We start from the raw sequence: 20366 nt of genomic DNA, 5'->3' as shown, positions 1-20366 counted from the left end.
GGCGAGCCCCTATCCTCGAACCCGGGGCGTCGGTGGGGACCGATGATGTCAAGGGGGATAGTCGTGGCCGAGTTGAAAGTAGACCCCTCGGGTTTGAGCACGGCCGCAGCAACGTGCAAGGCCGCGAGCGCTGCGCTGGCCGAGACCCAGGCTCCTCCGGCCACCGGTCACGCCACCCAAGCTAGCGCTGCAGCAGTGGCGCACGGCCACCAGCTCATCGACGCCATTGCCTCGAGATTGGCGGCGCAAGCCAGCCTGACCGGGTACAAGCTGCATACCGCCGACGGTGTCTACCGCAGAACCGACGCCGGCTCCGGGCAGGCGATCAGCATTACCATGCAGGTCTGATGCCCGCGACTATCGGGCAGGCTCTCACTCGCGCCGATATCGAGGCGTGGTCCACCGAGCACCTCGATACGGGCGCCACGCACTGGACTTCAACCGCTCAGGCGTGGGAAGACCACTTCACCACCATTCACAACGGTGTCCTGCGCCCTGGTGGCACCGTCTGGGAAGGCGCTGCCGCCGAAGCGGCCGCCGAGCACAGCTGGGGTGACCTCGTAAAAGTGCGCGGCCTGGCCGACGCCCTAAACGCGGCGGCCAAGCATGCCACCAGCGGTGCCGGTGATATCGCCTGGGCTAAGCGGCAAGTGCTCGACACTATTGCCGAAGCCGAAGAAGCCGGCTTCACCGTCGGGCAGGACCTCTCTGTGAAAGACCCGAGTGTCACTGCGCTGATGCGCAGCTCGCAGCAGCGGCAGCAACAAGCGACTGAGCACGCGCACGCCATCCAGGCAGCGGTGCAGGCCTTGGTCGCGGCGGATAAGCAGGTGGCTGACCGGATTCGTGGGGCGCTCGCCCCGCTCGGCGAGTTCGGCTTTCCTGAGGACGGCAGCAACAAGGGCCATGATCCGACGGTGCGGGCGGTGGACTACCACCCGGGAGACAAGCCAGGTGATCAGCACGGTGGCAAGCCGGACCAGAAGCCTTCTGGCGCGGCTGGGCCAACCGATCCACTGGCCCAGCTGCTGGGCGTGGGTGACCCTGCGGCGAACAAACCCGACCCGAATTCACCCTGGACGAAGCAACCTGCTCCCGGCCAGCCGGACAAGCAGCCGACGAATCCGCTGGATGTGCTTGCTGGCGAGCATGACAAACCGGGTAGCACGTCGTCGCCGGCTGCCGACGGGGCGGGCAAGCCAACCAACCCGTTGGACCTGCTGGCAGGCAAAGATGGCAAGGGCGGTGCTGACCCGAACTACACCCACAACCCGTTGCTGGCCCCGATCGTCAAGGCTGACCCGTCCGTGGTGGACCAGCAGCGGGCCAAGGTCGATGCGGCCCAACAGGCGGTTGACGCAGCGCAGGCGAAGGTGGATGCCTCGGTCAATCAGGCGGTCACCAGTGGGCCGTACAACGGCCACGACCTCAACGACAGCAACCCGTTGGCGCGCGAGTTGTTCGACGCCCGCCACAACCTCATCGAGCAGCGGAATCTGCTGCAGGACATGAACGCCGCGGCGGCTGAGACCGGAGGCAAGCAGGCGCCCGTCCCAACGATTCCAGAAAACGCCAGTGTGCAGGCGTTTGCGCCGGAGCCGAGCCTCGCCGAACGCGCTCCGCAGGAATTAGCCGACTCCAACCACACGGTCCATGAACTCACCGGCGGCTAGTGCCGGACGTGGCCAACATGTACCACGTGGCCACCGACTGGGGTGCGGCCACTCCGGCCGAGCGTGCCCAGGCCATTGCAGATGCCGCCGGGTTGGTGCCCTTGCCGGGCATGAAGCTCGGCGCCGAAGGCCTCGAACATCTTGCCGGACCGGCGGCTGAAGCCTTGACCCATGGCGCACCGCCGGTTGTCGCCGAGCATCTTCCCCTGGGCAACGAGCACGCCGCGCCCGCACATGCCGCGGACGGCCCGCCGCCGATGGAACATGGTTCGATCGGACACGGCAGCGATGCGGCGCCTTCAGTCAGCGCCGACCACGGAGCGCTGAGCGACATGCTGCTAGGCGGGCATCACGACCCGAATCCATTTGATGGCCCGGCTGCACACACCGCGCCTGCGCCCGACATTTTCGATCCGAACCAAGGGTCGCGCTACACCTCTGGTGATTCGCATCATCCCGGCGGATGGCCCCCGAGCACACCTGAACCAACATGGACCAAGGGTGATGCCGATCCCGGCTGGAAGCACGTGAACCATAACTTCGACAAAGACTGGATGCCGTACCAGCAACAGATCGCAGGCGTCGAACGAACACCCGAGGGCGCTCTACCCGAATGGGTGCAGCATGACCCAGATACCGGAGCGTCCGTTGATTTCGACGGCCACACGCATCGAGGGCCGCAAGAGGTCTTCTTGGAGGCGAAGGACGGCTTTCGGGGTCTGGCGTTCGCGCCTGACAACTCGTACTGGGAAGGTCGGGCGGAGAAAGCGCTTGGTCAGGTTGACAGGCAGCTCGCGGCATTGCCGCCTGGTGCGATGCTGGAGTGGCACGTCTCAGACCCATACGGTGCGGCTGCATTGCGAAAACTGTTCAGTGACAACGGTATCGATGGCGTCGATGTCATCTTTACTCCGGGAATGCCATAGGAATTAGGATGAATGCTGCCATGGACACCTCAACTATCAGACCCGCGTGGGGCGGCCAGGATGCCAATGTGCGCGCCGTCTGGGTAGCTGCTGGCGAGTCGCCGGAATCGATCGCCGCCCGCACGGATGCACTGCTACGTGAGCTGACGTCACCGTTCGACATATCCGAATGGCGGCTAACTAGCGGTCAGGTGGGAGGGCTCTCAGGATGCGCTTGCGGACCTCGTGCGCAGTAACCCCGTGCGGGAACTTGTGGGCGGGTCTGAGGAGATCGGCGACGCGCGAGAAGGCGAAGGCTACTCTTTCGTGGTTTCTGGCGCCGGTCCGCGCGTTTCGCTGCGAGTCTGGATCGCAGCCGGTCATCCTGCGGTGGGGAGTCGGCTGCCGCGTCGACGCCTCAACGTCGAATTGCGCGAAAGGTACGTCGGAGCCATCACGGGAGCTGACGGTGACGCTGTATGTGATGCTGTGGCGCGGGCGTGGACCCCGGCGATGTTCGTGTTGTCCGACAATCCCGTGCGTCAGCTAGCGCGGCGCGGCAACTGGAAGATCAGCGTCGGCTACCGCACCTGGATCAGCTGCGAAGTCGGAGCGGTTAACCAGGTTGCCGATGGACTCACGGCAACGGAACTGGCTGGGGGAATATTGATTTCAGCGCCCGATGACTGGTCTGCCGCGCGGGTCGTCGCGGCGATGATGGAGACGCTCGCCGCGAACGAACTTGATGAAGTGCCGCACTAGCCTGAAGGAACGCAGATGACCGCAAGACTTGCGTGGGTCAGTTAGCGCATGTTCGAGTTCCTCGAGAACTACCGCGACGCCTCCGTCCCGGCACCAGAGCTGAACGGGGTGATTCTGACTTGCCGGCTCGTTGCTGGCATCAGCATCACTAGTGGCGACCTCCCGCAGGATGCTTCTACGCAGCTGCGCGCGTTGTGGTCACGGACATCCGGCGGCCCACTGCTGGTGGACGAACAGTTCGGCATCTGCGGGTTGATGTTGTACAGCCCGGAGGAGTCGAGGAACCGCGCAACTGATCGCGTGGAGGCGGGTTACGAGATTTCGGCAGGGGACTGGGTGCTCGGTGAATTCGTTGGTGACACCGACATGCTGGTCATTGACGCCGACGGCGCGGTGCTGATTTCAACAGGTTCGTATCCCCGTGACAACTGGTACTGGTTCGAATCGCTGTCCGACATGTTGAGTCGCTACGTGGCAGAACACGCCGAGAAGTACTGGGAACGAGTTCCGTGACCGACCCCGTACTTGGCGATATTGCCTTCGACGACGCGCGCGGATGGTTGGGTGCGTATACCTACGCCTTTTTTCGGACGCGAGGTGACGGTGCCGCTGGTTCTCGGTGGTTGGGAGGAAGGCGAGCCGGTCGAACCACTACAGCGAGAAGCGGTGCAAGCGTTCAACTTGCAGATGGACCAGTTGTGCGCCCAGGCCGAGGATGCGCTCTACGCCGAGTATCTTGAGCGTCGCCCCGGCTTGCGTGAACAGTTCGGCGCCGATGCTGACAAACTCATGCCGATCATCAGTGACGAAAGCGGCTTGGTCGAATTGCTCACGCCGACCACGTTTTTTCGTTCCAGTTCCTGCCTGCAACTCCGATGAGCGCGTGATCGGGCTGTTGTTCGACTGCACGTGGGAACCAGAGCTGGGCGTGGCTGTGAAGTTCGTCGATGAGACGGTCGCCGAAGTCGGTCCGCAGGACATCGTGCTCTAATATGACCGCTGCATCTCCTGTTTGGGCAGCGAAGTCTTTTGTGAACTCGTTCTGGGTTACTTCGGGCGAGACACCTGAATGGATTGCTGCACGCGCCGACGCATTTCCAACTCGGCTCGGTGGGAAGCTGGGGATCACCCATTGGGACTTCCCGAACGGCCGCCGCTGGCAGTGCTGGGAAGGCACCCCTGAGGCGTTGGCCGACATCGTTCGTAGAAACCCGGTACGCGAGGCGCTGCCCGATGGGGAGGCGGGTGAAGTGCTGCCCGGGAGGGCTACTCGCTGGTCTTGATGGGCGTGGGTCTCGCCATGAGTGCCAAGGTCGCGATACATGCTGGGCACGTCGGTCTCGGCGGGCGATTGCCTGCGCGTCACCTCCATATCGATTTGTGGGAGACGATGCCCGGCAGTATCACCAGCGAAACCGGTGACGCGGTGTGCGGCTGTAGCGTCCACGTGGCGTCCGGCGACGTTGACGCTGACCGATTCCGCGGCGAGCCGCCTTGCGCGACGTGGTAACTGGAAGATCGGCGCCAGTTACCGCACCTGGATCAGCGGTGAGGTCGGAACGGTGAACTGGGTAGCAGATGGTCTGACCGCGACGGAATTGGCTGGGGGAACGTTGATCTCGGCACCGGACGATTGGCCTGCCAAGAGCGTTGTTGCAGCGCTGACGGAGACGCTGGCCGCGAACGGGCTTGACGAAGTGCCGCACTGAGCGGCTGCGAGGGGGAGGATGACATGGACTACTTGGCGGGGCAGTTCGTCTTTTTGTTGGTGGTCGCTGCGCTGATTGGCGGCTTGATCTGGGCGGCGGTGGTGATGCGGAGGCCGCGTCCGCCTGTGGAGGAAGACGAAAACGACGACTGGTGACGCGGGTCTGCCCGCAGGACATCGCGCCGTAGGGGGACGCTGACACCGTCGCGTTTGTGCATTACGACTACCAGTGACGTGAGGACCTGACTTGGAGTATTCATTCGACCCGCCGGTCCGGTCGTCGGACGATTGGCGGCCGAACCTCATCGGCGGCTACTTCGCCGATCAAGGTTGGTGTGGTCGCTCGCTCAATGGTGGGCTGCTCCGCTTCCACGATGCGATGTCAGCCCAGATCGGCCAAGAACTGGTCGATGCCATGTTCCGCACGAGAGGCATTGTCACAGAAGTGTTTGCGTTCGACTGGCTAGCTCGGCAGTATGCCGTCACGAGTCGGCTCACCCCCGAAGGCATGCCTGACCGCACCGAATCAGCTCGAACGGTCGTAGTCCTGGACGCCTTCGATGGTTCGGTGACGCCATGGGTTGATGTTCATCGATTTGAACAGGCACTCGGCACGACGATGGCCCAAGACTTCTTGTTGCCCAACCTATTTCAAGAGTGGTTGGCTAAGGTTGCCATCGATCGCCTCGAATTCGACTGGTGTGCCGGTGCCAACGTTCCGGCCTTCTACGGTGGGAAACGCGAGCTGTCCAACCTGAACCACGATTCGATCGAGGTGTACCTGTACTTCACCAGGCAGCTGTGGGATTACGGGAACGAACACGGACCCGGTTCGCCACCGCCGCACGTCAGACGAGCGAACGCTTAGGAGGCACTGCGGGTTTTACGATCTTGCGGATGTTGAGGTCGATGAGGCGGTCGGACCGAAGCTGTGGTCGCGAACGTGCTTGACGAAGTGTCATACCGAGCGGCTCCATGACTGACCAGCCGCCGTACCTGGTACGAATCGGGCTCATCCAGGAAGACGCTGGCAAGCTGCTGTTCTACATCCTGCCCGAGGACGGCTGGACGCACCGGACGGTTGCGTCCATCAAGGTGGTGTACGAGTCGGACCTGATCAGCGGTACCGGCGTGTCGTAGCCGAGTGATTGAAGGTCATCGCGTGATTCTTCGAGAGACCGTCCAAAGTCACTCGAGCAAAGGAATCGACGCGATGACCACTGCCCACAATATCGATCTGCCCACTGTGCTGGCCGAACGACTCACCACTGCCCATCCTGACGAGCTGCGCGAGCTGCTGGCCACGTTCATCCACACCTGATGGGCGCCGAAGCCGACGCCCTATGCGGTGCCGGCTACGGCGAACGCTCGGCTGAGCGCACCACCCCGCAACGGCTACCGACACCGTCAATTCGACACCCGTGCAGGGACTTGGATCTTGCGATCCCGAAGCTGCGGCAAGGATCCTACTTCCCGGACTGGCTGCTGGAGCGCCGTAAACGCGCCGAGCGGGCCCTGACCACGGTGGTGGCGACGTGTTACCTGCTTGGTGTCTCGACGCGGCGGATGGACAAGCTGGTCGAGACCCTGGGCATCACGTCGTTGTCGAAGTCGCAGGTGTCGGTGATGGCAAGGAACTCGACGCCGCCGTGGAGGCGTTCCGGACCCGGCCGCTCGATGCCGGCCCGTATACGTTCGTCGCTGCGGACGCTCTGGTGCTCAAGGTGCGTGAAGCCGGCCGGTGGTCAACGTGCACGCCCTGATCGCCGTCGGGTCAACGCCGAGGGCTACCGCGAGATCCTGGGAATCGATGTCACGACCGCTGAGGACGGGGCGGGTTGACGTTCTGGCGGTCGTTGACCGCCCGCGGCCTGTCCGGGTCAAACTGGTCACCAGCGACGCCCACGCCGGGCTGGTCGCCGCCATCGGGGCCACCCTGCCCGGAGCGGCGTGGCAGCGCTGCAGAACCCACTACACGACCAACCTGATGTCCGTCACCCCAAGAGTTCGTGGCCCTGGGTGCGCACCCTGCTGCACTCGGTGTTCGACCAACCTGACGCTGAATCCGTTGCTGCTCAATATGATCGGATCATCGACGCATTGTCCGACAAGCTGCCCAATGTCGCCGATCACTCGAAGCGGCGCGGCCGGATCTGCTGGCGTTCACCGCGTTCCCCAAGCAGATCTGGCGCCAGATCTGGAGCAACAATCCCCAGGAACGACTCAACAAGGAGATCCGCCGGCGCACCGACGTCGTGGGCATCTTCCCCGACCGCGCGGCCCTGATCCGTCTCGTCGGAGCAGTGCTGGCCGAACAACACGACGAATGGGCCGAGTCGCGGCGCTACCTCGGCCTCGACGTTCTGAGCAAATCACGCACCGTCAACGACACCCCAACCGAACAGGAGGCTACCCCCGCGGCACTGCCCGCCTGACCCAACTACCTCGAAGAATCACACGACGACGTCATACACCACGTCCCTGGACTTGACCCACCGGACCTTGGAGTATCGGAAGGCTGGTCCCGTTGGTGAATCACTGCTCACGGCCACCTTCCCCAGTGGCCGAACTGAGTCGCTCAGGGTTCCGCGTGAACTCATTCGCGTGATGAATGAGCTGCGCCACGAAATGGCGAGTCTGGGCAAAGGTGCGTGGTTATCAACGGTTCTGCACGTCACTAGTGAGGGACATTTCAGATTCTCGTTCAACTACGACGACAAGCCAGCCTGGTTCGCGCCGCTCGAGGATGCGGCCTACATCGAGGATTTGCAGAAGTATCCGCGTCCGCCGGAAGCGGTTCCGGCCTGGTACCCGAGAGTTCCTGAGGCGTAGCGCATCATGGCCGACTACATCGAGTTCATCCCGAAATCGGGTGCCTGTCTGGCGACCACGAACGTGCTGGAGCGCCGTGGTCTGGTGCGCTGGATGGTGCGGGTGCCGTCAACTGGCGGGGCCGACAACGGTTGGCAGATCATGAGTCATATCGACACCAGTGAGTACCTGCAGGATAAGAGCAACTGGCAGATCGTTGCCTTCAACGATGTTTGTAACATCGAGCCGGCGCTCATCGGTATCTATGACTTCCCGGTGGGCTCCGACATGCAAATCGTTCGCGACGAGCGCGGTATAAGTATTTATGAGACGCCGACCGGGCGAGATACCTCATGAGGCGTTTACGTTCCGCCGCAGTTCCGCGCCTAGATTCAAAGGTTCTCATGAAATCTCGCTGGTACAGTATCGGAAAACTGCCAGCGGAAAAAGGAATGAATAATGGCCGAGCGTATTCTTCGCCAACTGATTGATGACATCAATGGCTCCGATATTCCGGAGGGTGAAGGCGAGCGAGTTACGTCTCGCTGCGTGGTGTCGACTACCAGATCGATCTGTCTGCGGCGAATGTGGCGAAACTGGACAAGGCGCTGAAGCCCTACGTTGAGGCTGCCACGAAGGTTGGTGGCCGTCGCGGCCGCCGAGCGGCGAAGTCCGCCAGCACATCTGGTGCAACCCCTAAGGAACAGCTGACAGCTATTCGCGAGTGGGCGCGTGACGAAGGCTATGAGGTCTCTGACCGCGGGCGGATCAAGGCGGAGATAGTGGAAGCGTTCGAAGCGGCCCATTAGCGGCCAGGATCGCGTAGCTGTTGAGGATAATGTCGAGTGAGTGATATCGCGCACTGGTGGCCGCAGCTCCATATTGAGATTCGCCGGGTACTGGTGAATAGCATTTGGTCGCCGGTTTCGCCATACGCCCAGTCGGAGATAGCCCGGCTCGGTGGTCCTGCGCAGGATAGCGCGTACTGGAAACGCAGCGATGGCGAGGTGTACCTGCCATCCGAGGCCGTCACGTGGATTATAGGGTCGCCGGATTTCAACGCGCTCAACGCGCCCAAAGAGCCGGACCCGCGAGCGGCCTACTTTCGACGTGGTTGGCCTCGCCGTCAGCCGTAAACGTCTGCAACGCTTGGCCTATGGAGATAGGCGACGAGCAGATTTACCGGACGCGGACATACCGTCCATTTGAGCGGGTCAAGATTCTCGGTATCGAGCGGCGCAAGCGGTGACGTCCACGCCGTCGCTTGCGCCGCTACCGGGCGTTCTGCCTAGGCGTTGCTCAGTATCCTGTCTGTACCGCGACGCGACGTCAGGTCGAAGATCAAGTCATCGATGGTGTCGTAATGTGTCACGGCGGGGTGCAAGTAGAAGATCGATAAGTGGTTCATCGGTCCGACAACGTAGACTTCGGGGCCATCGTTGGTCTCGGAGAGGGCTAGGGCCGCGCCGAGTTCGACGTACATACCCTTGCCAACCTTTTCGTTGCTGGACAGAAGCACGTAGATATCGCAATTGCACACACCGTCGATATCTAGCTTCGCGCGTCGCCCGGCTTCGTCGGCTCGCTTGTATTTGTCGCCGATCTCATCGGTGCGAGTCCAATCATGGGTAATTACCATGCCGGCAGCCTCAAATGCGGAATAGGCTTTCCGCACTGCTTCTTTTTCTTCGATCTGGCACGAGACGAAAACACGCATATCGTCTTTATTGTACTTCGACTGACTACTATTGGTCAATGTAAGCCTTGCGCCTAAGACTCCTTCAACCCAAGTTCTGGCGGTGTCGATGTAGTTCGGCATTTTGTGCCACCTTTCATGCCAATAGTGTGCTTGCATCGATTGCCCGGATCATATGCGGCGAGAACACTTCGCTACGCGTATGGCATAACCCAAGTCGCAGATGCTCGTCGGGCCGTTTGTTCTTTCGTAGCGAAGTCTGTCAACCATCTTCCAGCGGAATGCATCAACTTTTCGCCGGAGATCAAGGGATGATTGGGGTTGTAAATCAAATGCGGGGAGGATGGTGTTTTGGAACATTCCCGGTAGAGGCTGTCCGTCTCGCCATCGATGTGGAATGCACGCGTCGCTCGCAGGAAAGATTCCCCTATTTGTTCACTGTCGAGCGCAAGTGTGGCGCTTTGGCCTGAAAATGATCGCTGGTAGTCTTCCTTGTGGGACTCGTTTCGCGAAAGTCATAAATCGAATGGCCGCGCCCAACAGTGTCGAGCGAAATTTTGGCTACATTTCTGAACACAATTTCGTCGAACACACGATCAGTCACTATGTGTAGCTGATACTGTACTCGCTGGACACTCCAAGGCCGTCCAATGTGGTGTCGCCTATTTCTTTCCAGCAAGTAAGCTTGGCCGAGAACACGACAAATTCCTGCATCGACGCAACCTGGTCTGAATTGAACTCGTTAGCGCGATTGAGGAATAGATCGATGCTTGCTGGTGAAACGAAGCTTATGGAGCGTAAGGCGTCGCCAAGGTCAGTCAGCTGCGAATATTCATCCAAGACGATCATTAAGTCGATATCAGAAGCTTTGTCATAGCGTGCGCCGAGAACATTAAAGAACCGACCGTAGCTGAGAGAACCGCCTAGAATTATCCCATTGCACAGCTGTGTTGGTTTCAGTACATCGAGCAGGCGGCGTAAATCGCGCTGTCTGCGCGCCGTTTCGATAGCTGCCTCAATTGAGTTGGACGTCGGCGAATGTTCTTTGCGTTGAGCTCGTCGGCGGGCCCGTATGGATAGCGATCAACGAAGATTTCATCGTGGTACAAAGCGCGTTTGTAGTCATCGTGTCCGAGTAGATCGGTTCTGGCTGAGGAAAATGCCTTGTAGGCATCGGAAATAAGCTTCTTCTGCTTGGAAATAACTCGACGAAATGCGAGCGATTATCTCGGCAAGAAACCCTGCCAGGGACTCCGGGACGTAATTCCGCTGATCTCGGGCGATGTCGACCATCTGTCGATAGATAGTGGCAGGTCGGGACCAGTCCGCACGATCTAGTGCTCCAGGGGCCGGCTCAGGTGCCTGATCGGCCATCAGCGTCGCCTCCCCGCCACTCGTTCGCCATCTGCGCAAGCAAACCACGAGGGGCCGACAATCGCACTGACCGTGGGTTCAACGGCGTGGCGGCGGGGTTCTGAACTGCGCGTTCGTCGGATTAGCATCTTCTGGGCAGTGGCGGCAGGCCACGATCCCGGCAGCGTCCGATCACTGCGTACCGTGAGCCTGGGCGAAGAAGCAACCACCATCCTGACAGTAGTTCGGGGCCGACGAAGCCGTCGCGAAATCGGCCTGGTGTCGGTCGCTTGAGCGGTACTGAGTTAGGGAGGGATGGCGGAACTGGTCAACAGCAGCCACGGCCCCCGGCTTTGGGCCTTCTCGTCGAACTCCCGCGTTGACGCGCGCGGACCGGGAATCTGGTCAGGCGTCAGATTATCGGGATGATTTCGGCGGCCCGAGTTCCTCGCTGCCTTCTGTCATTGCCCGCGGTACGGGGCAGCAACTTGCCGACCTTGGCGCCCCTTTGGTGAGCAACTCGTCGGGAACGGTTAGTTGTCGGTCACGGGTCATAGGATGCTATCTGGCACGTGCCAAGGTGAGGCAATAAGGCCTCTGAACTGGCTAAACGTTCGACAAATTAGTTCAGTCTGCAAGCATTATCGTCAGTAGCCGTAGGGAGGAGCCGCGAAATCTATGCGAAGAGCAAACGCCAGCACGAAACCGAAGAGGACTGCACTGGTCCTGCAGCGATCGGGGATACAGGCTGACGATCTGCAAGGGCATCGCCAGACCAACGGAGTGCTGACGTGACTGATGCATCAACGGCGCACGCCTGGCTCGATGACTTGACCCGTTTGTACACTCCTTCGTCAACTCAGTTCGATGGGGCGAAGGGTCACCGTGCCGCAATCGAAACGAGGCTCGATACCTACCTGGGCGTCCACGAGATGTTCGAGATCGGCTCGTTGAGGCATGGCACGGGCGTTTGGCTGTACAGCGACGCTGACTACCTTGTATCTCTCAAGGGCATTCGGCCCGACTCGCCGTGGACGATGTTGAACAAAGTTAAGGAGCAGCTGCAGAGCCGGTTCGCAGGCACCACCGTAGTCGTCCGTCGGCCTGCCGTGGCGTGCAAATTCTCGGACGGCGATGTCGAAGTAGTTCCCGGATATCCGGCAACGAGCGGCTACTGGATATCCAACCCGGCCGACGGGTGGATGCTTACCCACCCGAAAGATCACAACAAGTACGTCACTGACATAAACAACAAGCACAACGGTGCGGTAAAGAAGCTGGTTCGGCAAGTCAAAGTCTGGAAGTATCTCCGGAACGTGCCGGTGTCCTCTTGCTACATAGAGATGCGAACGGCGAAGCATATGGATGGTGAGTCGACGTACTCGCCTATATGGGATCTGTATCTGACTCTGAGAAAGATGCACGATGCTGATCTTGCCGCGATGAACGACCCGACGGGTCTGGGATCGCGGTTCGGGGCATGCTCGTCGGAGTCAAATCGATTGGACGCACTGTCGAAGCTCGACAGTGCCGTCAGCCGCGCGCTGAAAGCAAAGATTACGCCCAGGATGGGGATCAAGCACGAGCAATCGAGCAGCTGAAGCTGCTCTTCAACAAATGAGTGGCTGAAAATGATTTCCTCACAAGACTATTCACCACCGACGAGCGCAACGATCAAGTCGCGTCAGAACGACACTGATGCCCTCCGACTGTTGATCGCACAACGACGGCTCTATCGGCGAGCCAAGCGTTGGCTAGCGTTGCGGTGGATTGGCATGGTGGTCATCGCAATCGGTGCACCGGTTGTATCCATCCTGTGGCCGTCACTGGCAGTCGCATCCGGTGCAGTCGCAGGGGTCTGGGTGTTCCTCGGGCGAACCCTACTCGTTCTCCTGCAAGGCGCATCGACCACCAAGGCTGCATCCGTCCAGGAGCAGTTCGATTTCTACGTCTTCCAGATGCCGGACAACGCAAACCGGTCAACGCTGCCTTCGCTCGAAGACATCGCCAAGGTCGCAGGGCCTGATGATCAAATCCGTGCCGTAGCCAAGAAGGAAAAGTTAATTGATTGGTACCCCGTAAACGCAGGTGATGGAGGAGTCGTAACTGTTGCTATCTCGCAGCGGGCGAACGCCTCATACACCGACAGTTTGTTGCGGACTACGGCGATTGTCTGGGCAGTGGCAACGGTGGTTTGGGTTGTGGTTCTGATCATCGTTAGTGTTGTGTTACACCTTTCGCTCTCGGGCTTTCTTCTCGGAGTCGCGCTGCCGGTGCTGCCCGCGTCCCTCGATGTTGTTCAGTACGTCGCCGGCGTCTGGCGTTCAGCATCAGCGCGACGTGATCTCACTCGCGTAATTGAAGGACACATCACCGGAACCGATGGGCCCGTTGAAGGCCAATATCTGCTCGTTTGGCAGGAGCGCCTCTTCGACCTCCGGCGGTCTGCGCCCGAGGTGCCCGACCTCCTCTACAAGATTCGCAGGAAAATCAACGAGCGTGCGATGCAGTCTGCTGCGCATCAGCTGAGTGAGAACGCAAGGGGAGGAGAGCTGATGGCACTCACCACCGCAAAAGCTTTCGATGAGTTCAAGAACAAACTCATCCTCACGGATACACAGAAGGAAACCGTCCAGAGTCGAAAAACAACATCGACGGGATACCTCGAAAGTTCGTTCCCGTCGTCGAGTGATCTACCACTGAAGACGACGTACTTGATGGGCTCCGCCGGCCGCGACACAATCATCCGTCCGATAGACGACGTCGACGTACTTGCGATCTTCACTAATAAGGACGATATCTTTGACCGTCTCTATCGCTACAATTCTCAGAAGTTTCTGTACCGGGTTCGCGATGCCCTGAACGCATACAGGGTGGAGGTGGTCGGTGCGCGAGGCCAGGCCGTTCGATTATTCTATAAGACAGCTCCGCACGTCGACATCGCACCCGTCTTCGGGTGGTCCAGTGGCGGCTACGCCCTTCCGAACGGTTCTGGCGGCTGGCTCACGACGGACCCATACGCTCATCACGATTGGATCGCTCAACGCCAGAAGGACTTGAGTTATCGCTTGAAGCCGATGATTCGAATTCTGAAGCGCTGGAATAACGTACACAGCAAGTACTTCAAGGGATTCCACCTTGAAGTCGTGACGGCGACGGTCTTCTCCAGTCTCGGCGACAATTCACGGGACGCATGTGAGAAATTTTTTCAGTGGGCTCAGTACAACCTGACGGTGATGGATCCAGCTGGGCATGGCGGGGACCTGTCTGCATACTTGACGCCGGCAGCGCGGACTGCACTGCTCCTCAATCTTGAGAGCGCTCGAGGCCGCGCCGCCAAGGCCAATGCAGCGGAAGCGAGTGACGATCACAGGGGTCTGCTGCACGAATAGGTGACATCTGAGTTGGCTTGCCCAGCATGGGCGGGCTGGAAGGATGTCCCCATGGCAAGGCCCTACCCCCGCGAGTTCCGCGACGACGTCGTCCGGGTCGCTCGCAACCGCGATGACGGTGTAACGATCGAGCAGATCGCCACCGATTTCGGAGTGCACCCGATGACGCTGCAGAAATGGCTCCGTCAGGCCGACATCGACGAAGGCACCAAGCCCGGCAAGAGCGCCAGCGAGTCCGGTGAGCTGCGCGAAGCCCGACGGCGGATCAAACTGCTAGAGCAAGAGAACGAGGTGCTGCGTCGGGCCGCAGCGTATTTATCGCAGGCCAATCTGCCGGGAAAAGGGTCTACCCGCTCGTGAAAGAGCTCGCCGCCGACGGGATCCCCGTCGCGGTGACGTGCCGGGTACTAAGCTCCCGCCAACCGTATTACCGCTGGCTGGCCGACCCCATCACCGAGGCCGAACTCATCGAGGCCTACCGCGCCAATGCGCTGTTCGACGCGCACGCAGACGATCCGGAGTTCGGCTACCGCTACCTCGTGGAGGAGGCGCGCGATGCCGGCGAGCCGATGGCCGAGCGCACCGCATGGCGGATCTGCTCGCAGAATCGACTGTGGAGCGTGTTTGGTAAGAAACGCGGCAAGAACGGCAAAGTCGGGCCGCCGGTGCACGACGATCTTGTCGAGCGTGACTTCACCGCTGAAGGGCCAAATCAGTTGTGGCTCAGTGACATCACTGAGCACCGCACCGGTGAGGGCAAGCTCTACCTCTGTGCGATTAAGGACGTGTTCTCCAACCGGATCGTCGGCTACAGCATCGACTCCCGAATGAAGTCACAACTGGCCATCCGGGCACTACACAGCGCGGTAGCCCGACGCGGAGATGTCGCGGGGTGCATTCTGCACTCGGATCGCGGATCTCAGTTCCGGTCAAGGAAATTCGTACACGCCTTGAATCAACACGAGATGGTCGGCTCTATGGGCCGTGTCGGAGCCGCCGGCGACAACGCCGCCATGGAGAGCTTCTTTAGCCTGCTGCAGAAGAACGTGCTCGACCGCCGCCGCTGGGACACCCGAGAACAACTCCGTATCGCGATCGTCACCTGGATCGAGCGCACCTACCACCGGCGCCGCCGCCAGTCCGGCCTCGGGCGGTTGACCCCGATCGAATTCGAAGCAATCATGACCACACCGGCCAGTCAGGCCGCGTGACCGAAACTGTCACCTGATCGTGCAGCAGACCCCAGGGAGGCAATTCGGCTGTGGCGGATCATCTTTGGTGACGAATTCCCCACGTACGGATGAATGCTGAACGCTGATCACGCTCCAGCTGCCCTACCAAAGAGCTCCACCAAAGAGGTCTTTACTCGAACTGGGATCCGAAAGGATACTGGCAAGGGGTGGAATTTGTATCAGATGCTCGAATCGAGGCTCCCGACACTTGCCGACTGGTTTGTCCGGATTCGTACGCTTTAATCTGAGGTGGGTAAATACCAGCACGGTCTCGCGCATCGCGAATGACAGGGGTGGGCTTGCGCCTGTGCATCCCCCCGCCCTTGCATGATTGCTTCGATGATGGGCGCGGCCGCCTGCTCTATCGGCTCCATCCAACGCGAGTTGCATCGTTCGCACAGGTTTTTTACGTGGATCTCGCGGACATCGCCAGTGTAGAGGTGGTCCCGATTCAGACCCCGTGACCTGACGCTCGATGACCCAAGGGTCACTTTCGTGGATTCATTCCGGAGCGCTTCGCGGATTCTCTGGTGCAGCAGGTGAGCGCGGGTCAGCTTCGCGTCGGTTCCGCAGTAGAAACACTCGGCCATACTTCTCCTTCCGCTATTGGACGATGCCGTCGGAGTTAGCGCCAAGCGCTTCAATTTGTCGCATCTCCTGACTCCCTTGGCGTTCCGCGAGTGATGCCGACAACACCGGTTTGAGCCAACGCGCGAAAGCCACCCATTTCGGTACGTCGAGATGCCGCGTGCGGCGTTCGATCGCCTCCACGAGCCGCAACGCGCACTCGTCGGATGTGACGGTACCGCGCATTGGTGCCGGCAGTCCCGCCAGAAACATCGTGAAACCCTCTGAACTATCCTGGGTTTCGCGCAACATCGGGGTATCCACTAAGGGCATGTGCGCCGAGCCGACGGCAACGTCGTGGTGGCCGAGCTCGATCCGTAAAACATTCGCAAACTGCTCAACACCGGCCTTGCTCGCCCAATAGGCCGCCATGCCAGGCACCGCGGTATACGACGACGCCGAAGCCACAACCAAGACGTAGCCGCGTTGCTCGGCGATCGATGACAGGGCCGAGCGGACCCTGTTGAAAACACCGATCACGTTGGTCTCGATCGCCCGCCGAAAGACTTCCGGCTCCACGGTTTGGACAGGAGCCCAATGCTCTATGCCCGCATTGGCTACCACCACGTCGATCGCGCCGAACCTGGTCGCACCGGCTTTGGCCGCAGCCTGCGTCGCGTCGAGATTGTTGACGTCGCAGCGAGTGTAAACGACGCGTTCGCCGAGTTCATCTGAGAGTGCGCGGAGGCCAATTCTTCGCCCGGACGCGTCTGGCCACAGACCCCTACTGGACCGGAGTCGCCGGCTACTACCTCTGCTCATCTTCGACGCCACCCGGCGCCGGCGTCCACGGAATGTGCGGCCACATTGCCGCTCAAGACGCTCTTCGCCGCAAGCGCTGACCCCGCTCACCGATCGGATGCTAAGCCGCACTATGAGGCCGCGAGCCCCGCAAACGATGACATAACGCGGTGGTGTCCAGCGCCTAAGGGGCCTATCACGCCGCTCCACCGCCGGGGGACCGAGCGGCTCAGGCCGCTATTCGACGGCACCCGGATGCAGTTCTCCGATGAGCACGCAAAACAATTCATCCCACTGCTGCGTCAACACTGGGTGATCCACCTGCGGTGGTCAGACGCCGGTGTGCACGTGTGCGGCCCAGTAGGTCGGAACTGTGGGATCTGCGTCTCGAAGGATTCTGAGACCCTTGTGAAGGGCTTGCGCAGCCCCGCTGACGTTAGGGGTGGTGGTGCCGTCCTGTGAGCTGAGCGTAGACGCTGATCGCGAGGGCTCGGGCTTTCGCGTCGCTGATAGGCCACAAGGTGCCGATTACGTGCTTGTAGCCGGCCACCTGGAACGCTCCAGTGATGTGTACGGACTCGTCAACGAGCGTCGCATTTGTTACCGCGGTGTGGCACGCAGACAGAAACGCCAGACCGCCGCGAAGTTCCTGACCGATGATGTCAGCGACCGTCAGCGGCGCTGTTTGGTAATCACATAGGATGAGCTGGCTTGCGGCAGGGTTGGCCCAGTTCGCGTAGCCGTGACAGGCGAAATGCGCCACGGGGTGGTCGGCGAGTGCGGCCAGTGTCGCCTTGTGCGTCGGACTGGGTAGCACGTGTGCGCCGGGTATGAGGGCGTTCAGCTCGCGAGCTTCGGCTGCGGCCCCGTTCAGCCCGCGTTGCCAGGGGCATCGGGAACAGCCACGATCAGGGTTTTGCCGCTTTCGCCGACGGTTAAGTTGCGGGCATCGCCGAGCCCACGAACGGTCATGATGTAGGAGGAAACGACCCGATCAAGCACCGTCGACTGAGAGTCCGACACCTCGATACGGTTATGGTGGCCGGCCGCGTGCAGTGGCAGGTATGCGTGGGTCCCGACGGGACACCACCACACCCGCGGCCAGGGCTCACCTTCTGCCGGAGTGCTGAGGTGGCCGAGGGCGGCAAGGATCGGCTCGGTGATGGTGTTCCAGGTCCAGCTGAGCACGTCGAGTATCACTCTCTGGCCACCGCTACGTACGTTGATGTCGATGGCGGGGTCCGCCGTGGCCTGCTGGGCGGCCAGCAACAGATTGGCCTGACTCCGCGCCTCGGAGTCGGTTAGTCCTGGCAGGGGTACATGCCGGACGGCGCCGACAGGGTCGCTTGTCACGATCAGGGCGTCGCTTCGCACCGGGCTGGTGTAGGTGAAGATGATTGGGCCGCCCTGGGCCTGGGCAGCGATCCGTTCGAAGTTCGGTGGCCGAAAGAAGCCTGCAAAGCCGTCTACCGTCCGGATCTGCTCGATCAATTGATCGAATGCCGCATGCGCATCGCGTCGGGCCTGGGCGAGCGCCGTCCCCCTTTCTTTGGTGTCAGGCGGCGCGGTGGCCGGGTTTTCAAGAGCGCCGATTCGCCGGCGGAGCCGCTCGAACTGATCGGCTATCTTTGGGTTCCGCTGACGCAGTCTGGCGAGGTCGTTGCTGCGGGCATCGAGGGTATCGGCGACCAGGATGCCGCGGGTCAGCTCGAGAAGCTCCACCGCCCGCTCGAGTCGCCCCGCCGCGACAGCGACACTGGCGGCCAGCGCCGGCAGCGACATTAGTTGGCCCAAGGAGTGCTCACGGTCAGCCCGCGCCAGCGTGCGCGAAACGACCTGGGGCAGTAGAGCGACCGCGGCCTCGACCGCGGCCAAAGCGTCGGCCGGTGCAATGCCTGCCTGGCCGTCAAGAGAGGCCAAAGTCTGGTAGGCGGCAATGCGTGCTCTCGCAGGCGCGCTGGTGATTTCCGCAGCTTCAGTGAAGCATTGTCGCGCTTCGTTCAGGGCCGCCGTCTCGCCAGACTGCCGATGCAGCGTCAGGAGCGAAGCGCCGAGGCCGTTGAGGTAGCCGGCGCGGTCCGGATGGCCGACGGGGGTGAGGTCGACAGCGTCGCGGCTGGCTCGGATCGCATCCGCAAGCGCCGAAGTGTCCTTCAGCCGCTCCCCCCGCCTGACGGTCGCGATGGCGAGGTTATTGAGGTACGTGGGAACACTGGGATCATCGGCGGCCGTAACGGCGAGGGCACGCTGGATGACTTCGATGGCCTCTTCGAGGTATGCGATCTGGCGGGTGTGTTCGTAGGCGGCCGCCAAGCTTCCTTCGAGGGAGTTGAGATAGGTCGCCAGGCGGGAGTCGTCCTCAGGCGTGCCAGCGACGGCCTCACGGCCCACTCGTACCGCATCGTTGAGAAACTTTGTCTCGCGGCTGCGTTCATACATCAGCCGTAGGGCGATGCCCAGATTGTTGAGGTAAATCGGCCGGTCGCGGTGACCTGGAGGCGTCAGGTCGACGGCTTCGTGGCCGGCTTCGATGGCCTCAGACAGATACGCCGTGTCGCCGGTGTGTTCGAAGAGTTCGCGCAGGCCGTTGCCGAAGTTGCTGAGGTTTGCGGCTCGATTACCGTCGTCGGCTGGCGTGGCCCCGACCGCCTCCCGTCCGATCGCCACTGCTTTTCGGAGGGTCTCCAGATCGCCGGTACGCCCGGCGAGTACCTGCAGGGCGGTTCCGAGGTTGTTCATGTGCATGGCGTGGTCGCGATGTCCAGGGGGAGCGCCGGCGACGGCATTGCGGCCCGCCTGCATAGCTTCGGCCAGCAGCGGTGCCTGTTCACCGTTTTCGGTGCGCTCGGACAGGGTCCGCAGGGCAATGCCCAGATTGTTCTGGCGCCCAGGGTTGTCCGCATGATCCGCCGGGGTCGCAGACACGGCTGCCCGGAAGAGTTCAACCGCATACGTCAGTAACGACAGTTTGCCTGTCTGCTCATAAGTGGTAAACAACTCAACAGCTTCGCTGGTCAGATATCCCGGATCCACACCGCCCACCTTCGTGTCGATGTCCTGGAGAACACGACGGCGTATGAGTTCGGGCCCGGCGTACGGATCAATTTCAAGAAGCGGAGCGAAGTAGACAACGGCAGCTTCGAAGTCGTCCTGGTCGGCTCCCTCGGGCAGCGCCAAATACCGAAACCAGTGGAACGTTGCCAGTGCCCGCGCGGCAAGCGAGTCATTGCGTGGGTCGATCACGGCCGCGAGCGATTCAGCCTCAGTCAGCGCCTCCGGCTTCAGCAGGACGCCGGGCCCTTCAGGCGCGACCCGATCGAGCCGGTGGAGCACAGCAGCTAACGCTGCATCGCGACTCTGCATTGCGTACCTCACAAGTAGGCCGATGTCGGCTTAGATGGTATTGCCCGCGGCTAGCTTTGAACAGCCGTATTCTGGTACCTAGCTGTACCTAGCTGTACCTAGC

General features: G+C 61.1%; 23 protein-coding genes and 2 pseudogenes. 20 read left to right on the top strand and 5 right to left on the bottom strand.

The genetic code is table 11. The features are described 5' to 3' along the window. Window positions 1-63: 63 nt before the first annotated feature. The 16 genes and pseudogenes from G6N59_RS08100 to G6N59_RS31055 all read left to right on the top strand — a co-directional run bounded on the left by G6N59_RS08100 (window position 64) and on the right by G6N59_RS31055 (window position 8668). Window positions 64-348 carry a hypothetical protein gene (locus tag G6N59_RS08100; protein WP_138231669.1) on the top strand — a complete coding sequence of 95 codons (285 nt, stop codon included), beginning with the start codon at window positions 64-66 and terminating at the stop codon, window positions 346-348. Continuing rightward, window positions 348-1673, top strand: a complete 1326-nt coding sequence (locus G6N59_RS08095) for a hypothetical protein (protein WP_163911104.1) — start codon at window positions 348-350, stop codon at window positions 1671-1673. The genes G6N59_RS08100 and G6N59_RS08095 overlap by 1 nt, the downstream gene beginning before the upstream one ends. Window positions 1674-1699: 26 nt before the next feature. Beyond that, window positions 1700-2599: a Tox-REase-5 domain-containing protein gene (locus G6N59_RS08090; RefSeq protein ID WP_235678736.1), complete on the top strand. Its 900-nt coding sequence runs from the start codon at window positions 1700-1702 to the stop codon at window positions 2597-2599. Between the two features lie 492 nt (window positions 2600-3091). Further along, window positions 3092-3340, top strand: coding sequence for a hypothetical protein (locus tag G6N59_RS31080; protein ID WP_235678735.1), 249 nt, complete (start codon window positions 3092-3094; stop codon window positions 3338-3340). A gap of 48 nt (window positions 3341-3388) precedes the next feature. Then, the gene (locus G6N59_RS08080) at window positions 3389-3853 is read left to right on the top strand and encodes a hypothetical protein (RefSeq protein ID WP_138231668.1); all 465 of its coding nucleotides are present in this window, start codon (window positions 3389-3391) and stop codon (window positions 3851-3853) included. Window positions 3854-3937: 84 nt separating this feature from the next. After that, window positions 3938-4219 (top strand): DUF6985 domain-containing protein, encoded by a 282-nt coding sequence (locus G6N59_RS31075; RefSeq protein ID WP_235678734.1) that lies wholly within the window; start codon window positions 3938-3940, stop codon window positions 4217-4219. A gap of 4 nt (window positions 4220-4223) precedes the next feature. Then, entirely contained in the window at window positions 4224-4331 is a 108-nt protein-coding gene (locus tag G6N59_RS31830) for a DUF6985 domain-containing protein (protein ID WP_407665834.1), read from the top strand. A 472-nt stretch (window positions 4332-4803) separates the two neighbouring features. Next, window positions 4804-5049 (top strand): hypothetical protein, encoded by a 246-nt coding sequence (locus G6N59_RS31070; protein ID WP_235678733.1) that lies wholly within the window; start codon window positions 4804-4806, stop codon window positions 5047-5049. Between the two features lie 23 nt (window positions 5050-5072). Continuing rightward, on the top strand, window positions 5073-5204 hold the full coding sequence (locus G6N59_RS31525; protein WP_268815814.1) for a hypothetical protein: 132 nt from the start codon (window positions 5073-5075) through the stop codon (window positions 5202-5204). Between the two features lie 91 nt (window positions 5205-5295). Beyond that, window positions 5296-5916, top strand: coding sequence for a hypothetical protein (locus G6N59_RS08065; RefSeq protein ID WP_138231665.1), 621 nt, complete (start codon window positions 5296-5298; stop codon window positions 5914-5916). 107 nt (window positions 5917-6023) lie between these two features. Continuing rightward, the gene (locus tag G6N59_RS08060) at window positions 6024-6188 is read left to right on the top strand and encodes a hypothetical protein (protein WP_163910707.1); all 165 of its coding nucleotides are present in this window, start codon (window positions 6024-6026) and stop codon (window positions 6186-6188) included. A gap of 180 nt (window positions 6189-6368) precedes the next feature. Next, window positions 6369-6890: a transposase gene (locus tag G6N59_RS31065; protein ID WP_235678732.1), complete on the top strand. Its 522-nt coding sequence runs from the start codon at window positions 6369-6371 to the stop codon at window positions 6888-6890. Then, window positions 6859-7483: pseudogene (locus tag G6N59_RS31825) on the top strand (transposase). The gene G6N59_RS31065 and the pseudogene G6N59_RS31825 overlap by 32 nt, the downstream one beginning before the upstream one ends. A 169-nt stretch (window positions 7484-7652) precedes the next feature. Beyond that, a complete protein-coding gene (locus tag G6N59_RS08050) occupies window positions 7653-7880 on the top strand; it encodes an antitoxin YezG family protein (RefSeq protein ID WP_163911101.1) in 228 nt (75 codons plus the stop codon). 6 nt (window positions 7881-7886) lie between these two features. Then, window positions 7887-8216 carry an immunity protein Imm33 domain-containing protein gene (locus G6N59_RS08045; RefSeq protein WP_163911098.1) on the top strand — a complete coding sequence of 110 codons (330 nt, stop codon included), beginning with the start codon at window positions 7887-7889 and terminating at the stop codon, window positions 8214-8216. A gap of 230 nt (window positions 8217-8446) precedes the next feature. Then, window positions 8447-8668, top strand: a complete 222-nt coding sequence (locus G6N59_RS31055; protein WP_235678731.1) for a histone-like nucleoid-structuring protein Lsr2 — start codon at window positions 8447-8449, stop codon at window positions 8666-8668. Between the two features lie 479 nt (window positions 8669-9147). On the opposite strand, the gene G6N59_RS08035 is transcribed toward G6N59_RS31055, so the two are convergent. Further along, the gene (locus G6N59_RS08035) at window positions 9148-9678 is read right to left on the bottom strand and encodes a hypothetical protein (protein ID WP_138231633.1); all 531 of its coding nucleotides are present in this window, start codon (window positions 9676-9678) and stop codon (window positions 9148-9150) included. A 480-nt stretch (window positions 9679-10158) separates the two neighbouring features. Continuing rightward, window positions 10159-10404 (bottom strand): hypothetical protein, encoded by a 246-nt coding sequence (locus tag G6N59_RS08030; RefSeq protein ID WP_163911095.1) that lies wholly within the window; start codon window positions 10402-10404, stop codon window positions 10159-10161. A 1295-nt stretch (window positions 10405-11699) separates the two neighbouring features. Between G6N59_RS08030 and G6N59_RS08025 the strand changes: the two genes are divergently transcribed. The 3 genes from G6N59_RS08025 to G6N59_RS08015 all read left to right on the top strand — a co-directional run bounded on the left by G6N59_RS08025 (window position 11700) and on the right by G6N59_RS08015 (window position 15511). Further along, complete coding sequence (locus tag G6N59_RS08025) at window positions 11700-12509, top strand: SMODS domain-containing nucleotidyltransferase (RefSeq protein ID WP_197907913.1); 810 nt, start codon at window positions 11700-11702, stop codon at window positions 12507-12509. A 30-nt stretch (window positions 12510-12539) separates the two neighbouring features. Next, complete coding sequence (locus G6N59_RS08020) at window positions 12540-14300, top strand: S-4TM family putative pore-forming effector (protein WP_163911092.1); 1761 nt, start codon at window positions 12540-12542, stop codon at window positions 14298-14300. A gap of 51 nt (window positions 14301-14351) precedes the next feature. Then, a protein-coding gene (locus tag G6N59_RS08015; protein WP_163911089.1) for an IS3 family transposase occupies window positions 14352-15511 on the top strand; the annotation gives its coding sequence in 2 pieces (ribosomal slippage) (window positions 14352-14636 and window positions 14639-15511; 1158 coding nt in all). Window positions 15512-16135: 624 nt separating this feature from the next. Here G6N59_RS08015 and G6N59_RS08010 read toward each other — a convergent pair. Next, a complete protein-coding gene (locus G6N59_RS08010) occupies window positions 16136-16921 on the bottom strand; it encodes an SDR family NAD(P)-dependent oxidoreductase (protein WP_138231628.1) in 786 nt (261 codons plus the stop codon). Between G6N59_RS08010 and G6N59_RS31050 the strand changes: the two are divergent. Further along, window positions 16849-17001 (top strand): annotated as a pseudogene (locus tag G6N59_RS31050) (FAD-dependent oxidoreductase); the annotation flags it as partial. The gene G6N59_RS08010 and the pseudogene G6N59_RS31050 overlap by 73 nt on opposite strands. Before the next feature lie 335 nt (window positions 17002-17336). Here G6N59_RS31050 and G6N59_RS31820 read toward each other — a convergent pair. Then, complete coding sequence (locus G6N59_RS31820) at window positions 17337-17732, bottom strand: CHAT domain-containing protein (RefSeq protein WP_407665875.1); 396 nt, start codon at window positions 17730-17732, stop codon at window positions 17337-17339. Window positions 17733-17770: 38 nt separating this feature from the next. Then, the gene (locus G6N59_RS08000; protein ID WP_163911083.1) at window positions 17771-20263 is read right to left on the bottom strand and encodes a glycoside hydrolase family protein; all 2493 of its coding nucleotides are present in this window, start codon (window positions 20261-20263) and stop codon (window positions 17771-17773) included. Between the last annotated feature and the right edge of the window lie 103 nt (window positions 20264-20366).

It is taken from the genome of Mycolicibacterium aubagnense (genome assembly GCF_010730955.1).
Classification (GTDB): domain Bacteria; phylum Actinomycetota; class Actinomycetes; order Mycobacteriales; family Mycobacteriaceae; genus Mycobacterium; species Mycobacterium aubagnense.
Note: the sequence above shows the minus strand (reverse complement) of the source record. Positions and strands in the feature narration are given on the sequence as shown.

What these genes read in the sequence shown, in the direction of transcription:
- G6N59_RS31080 (WP_235678735.1), top strand. Translation starts at nt 3,092, where the DNA reads ATGTTCGTGTTGTCCGACAATCCCGTGCGTCAGCTAGCGCGGCGCGGC.
- G6N59_RS08000 (WP_163911083.1), bottom strand. Translation starts at nt 20,263, where the DNA reads ATGCAGAGTCGCGATGCAGCGTTAGCTGCTGTGCTCCACCGGCTCGAT.
- G6N59_RS08020 (WP_163911092.1), top strand. Translation starts at nt 12,540, where the DNA reads ATGATTTCCTCACAAGACTATTCACCACCGACGAGCGCAACGATCAAG.
- G6N59_RS31525 (WP_268815814.1), top strand. Translation starts at nt 5,073, where the DNA reads ATGGACTACTTGGCGGGGCAGTTCGTCTTTTTGTTGGTGGTCGCTGCG.
- G6N59_RS08045 (WP_163911098.1), top strand. Translation starts at nt 7,887, where the DNA reads ATGGCCGACTACATCGAGTTCATCCCGAAATCGGGTGCCTGTCTGGCG.
- G6N59_RS08010 (WP_138231628.1), bottom strand. Translation starts at nt 16,921, where the DNA reads ATGAGCAGAGGTAGTAGCCGGCGACTCCGGTCCAGTAGGGGTCTGTGG.
- G6N59_RS08035 (WP_138231633.1), bottom strand. Translation starts at nt 9,678, where the DNA reads ATGCCGAACTACATCGACACCGCCAGAACTTGGGTTGAAGGAGTCTTA.
- G6N59_RS08080 (WP_138231668.1), top strand. Translation starts at nt 3,389, where the DNA reads ATGTTCGAGTTCCTCGAGAACTACCGCGACGCCTCCGTCCCGGCACCA.
- G6N59_RS08030 (WP_163911095.1), bottom strand. Translation starts at nt 10,404, where the DNA reads ATGATCGTCTTGGATGAATATTCGCAGCTGACTGACCTTGGCGACGCC.
- G6N59_RS31065 (WP_235678732.1), top strand. Translation starts at nt 6,369, where the DNA reads ATGGGCGCCGAAGCCGACGCCCTATGCGGTGCCGGCTACGGCGAACGC.
- G6N59_RS08060 (WP_163910707.1), top strand. Translation starts at nt 6,024, where the DNA reads ATGACTGACCAGCCGCCGTACCTGGTACGAATCGGGCTCATCCAGGAA.
- G6N59_RS08095 (WP_163911104.1), top strand. Translation starts at nt 348, where the DNA reads ATGCCCGCGACTATCGGGCAGGCTCTCACTCGCGCCGATATCGAGGCG.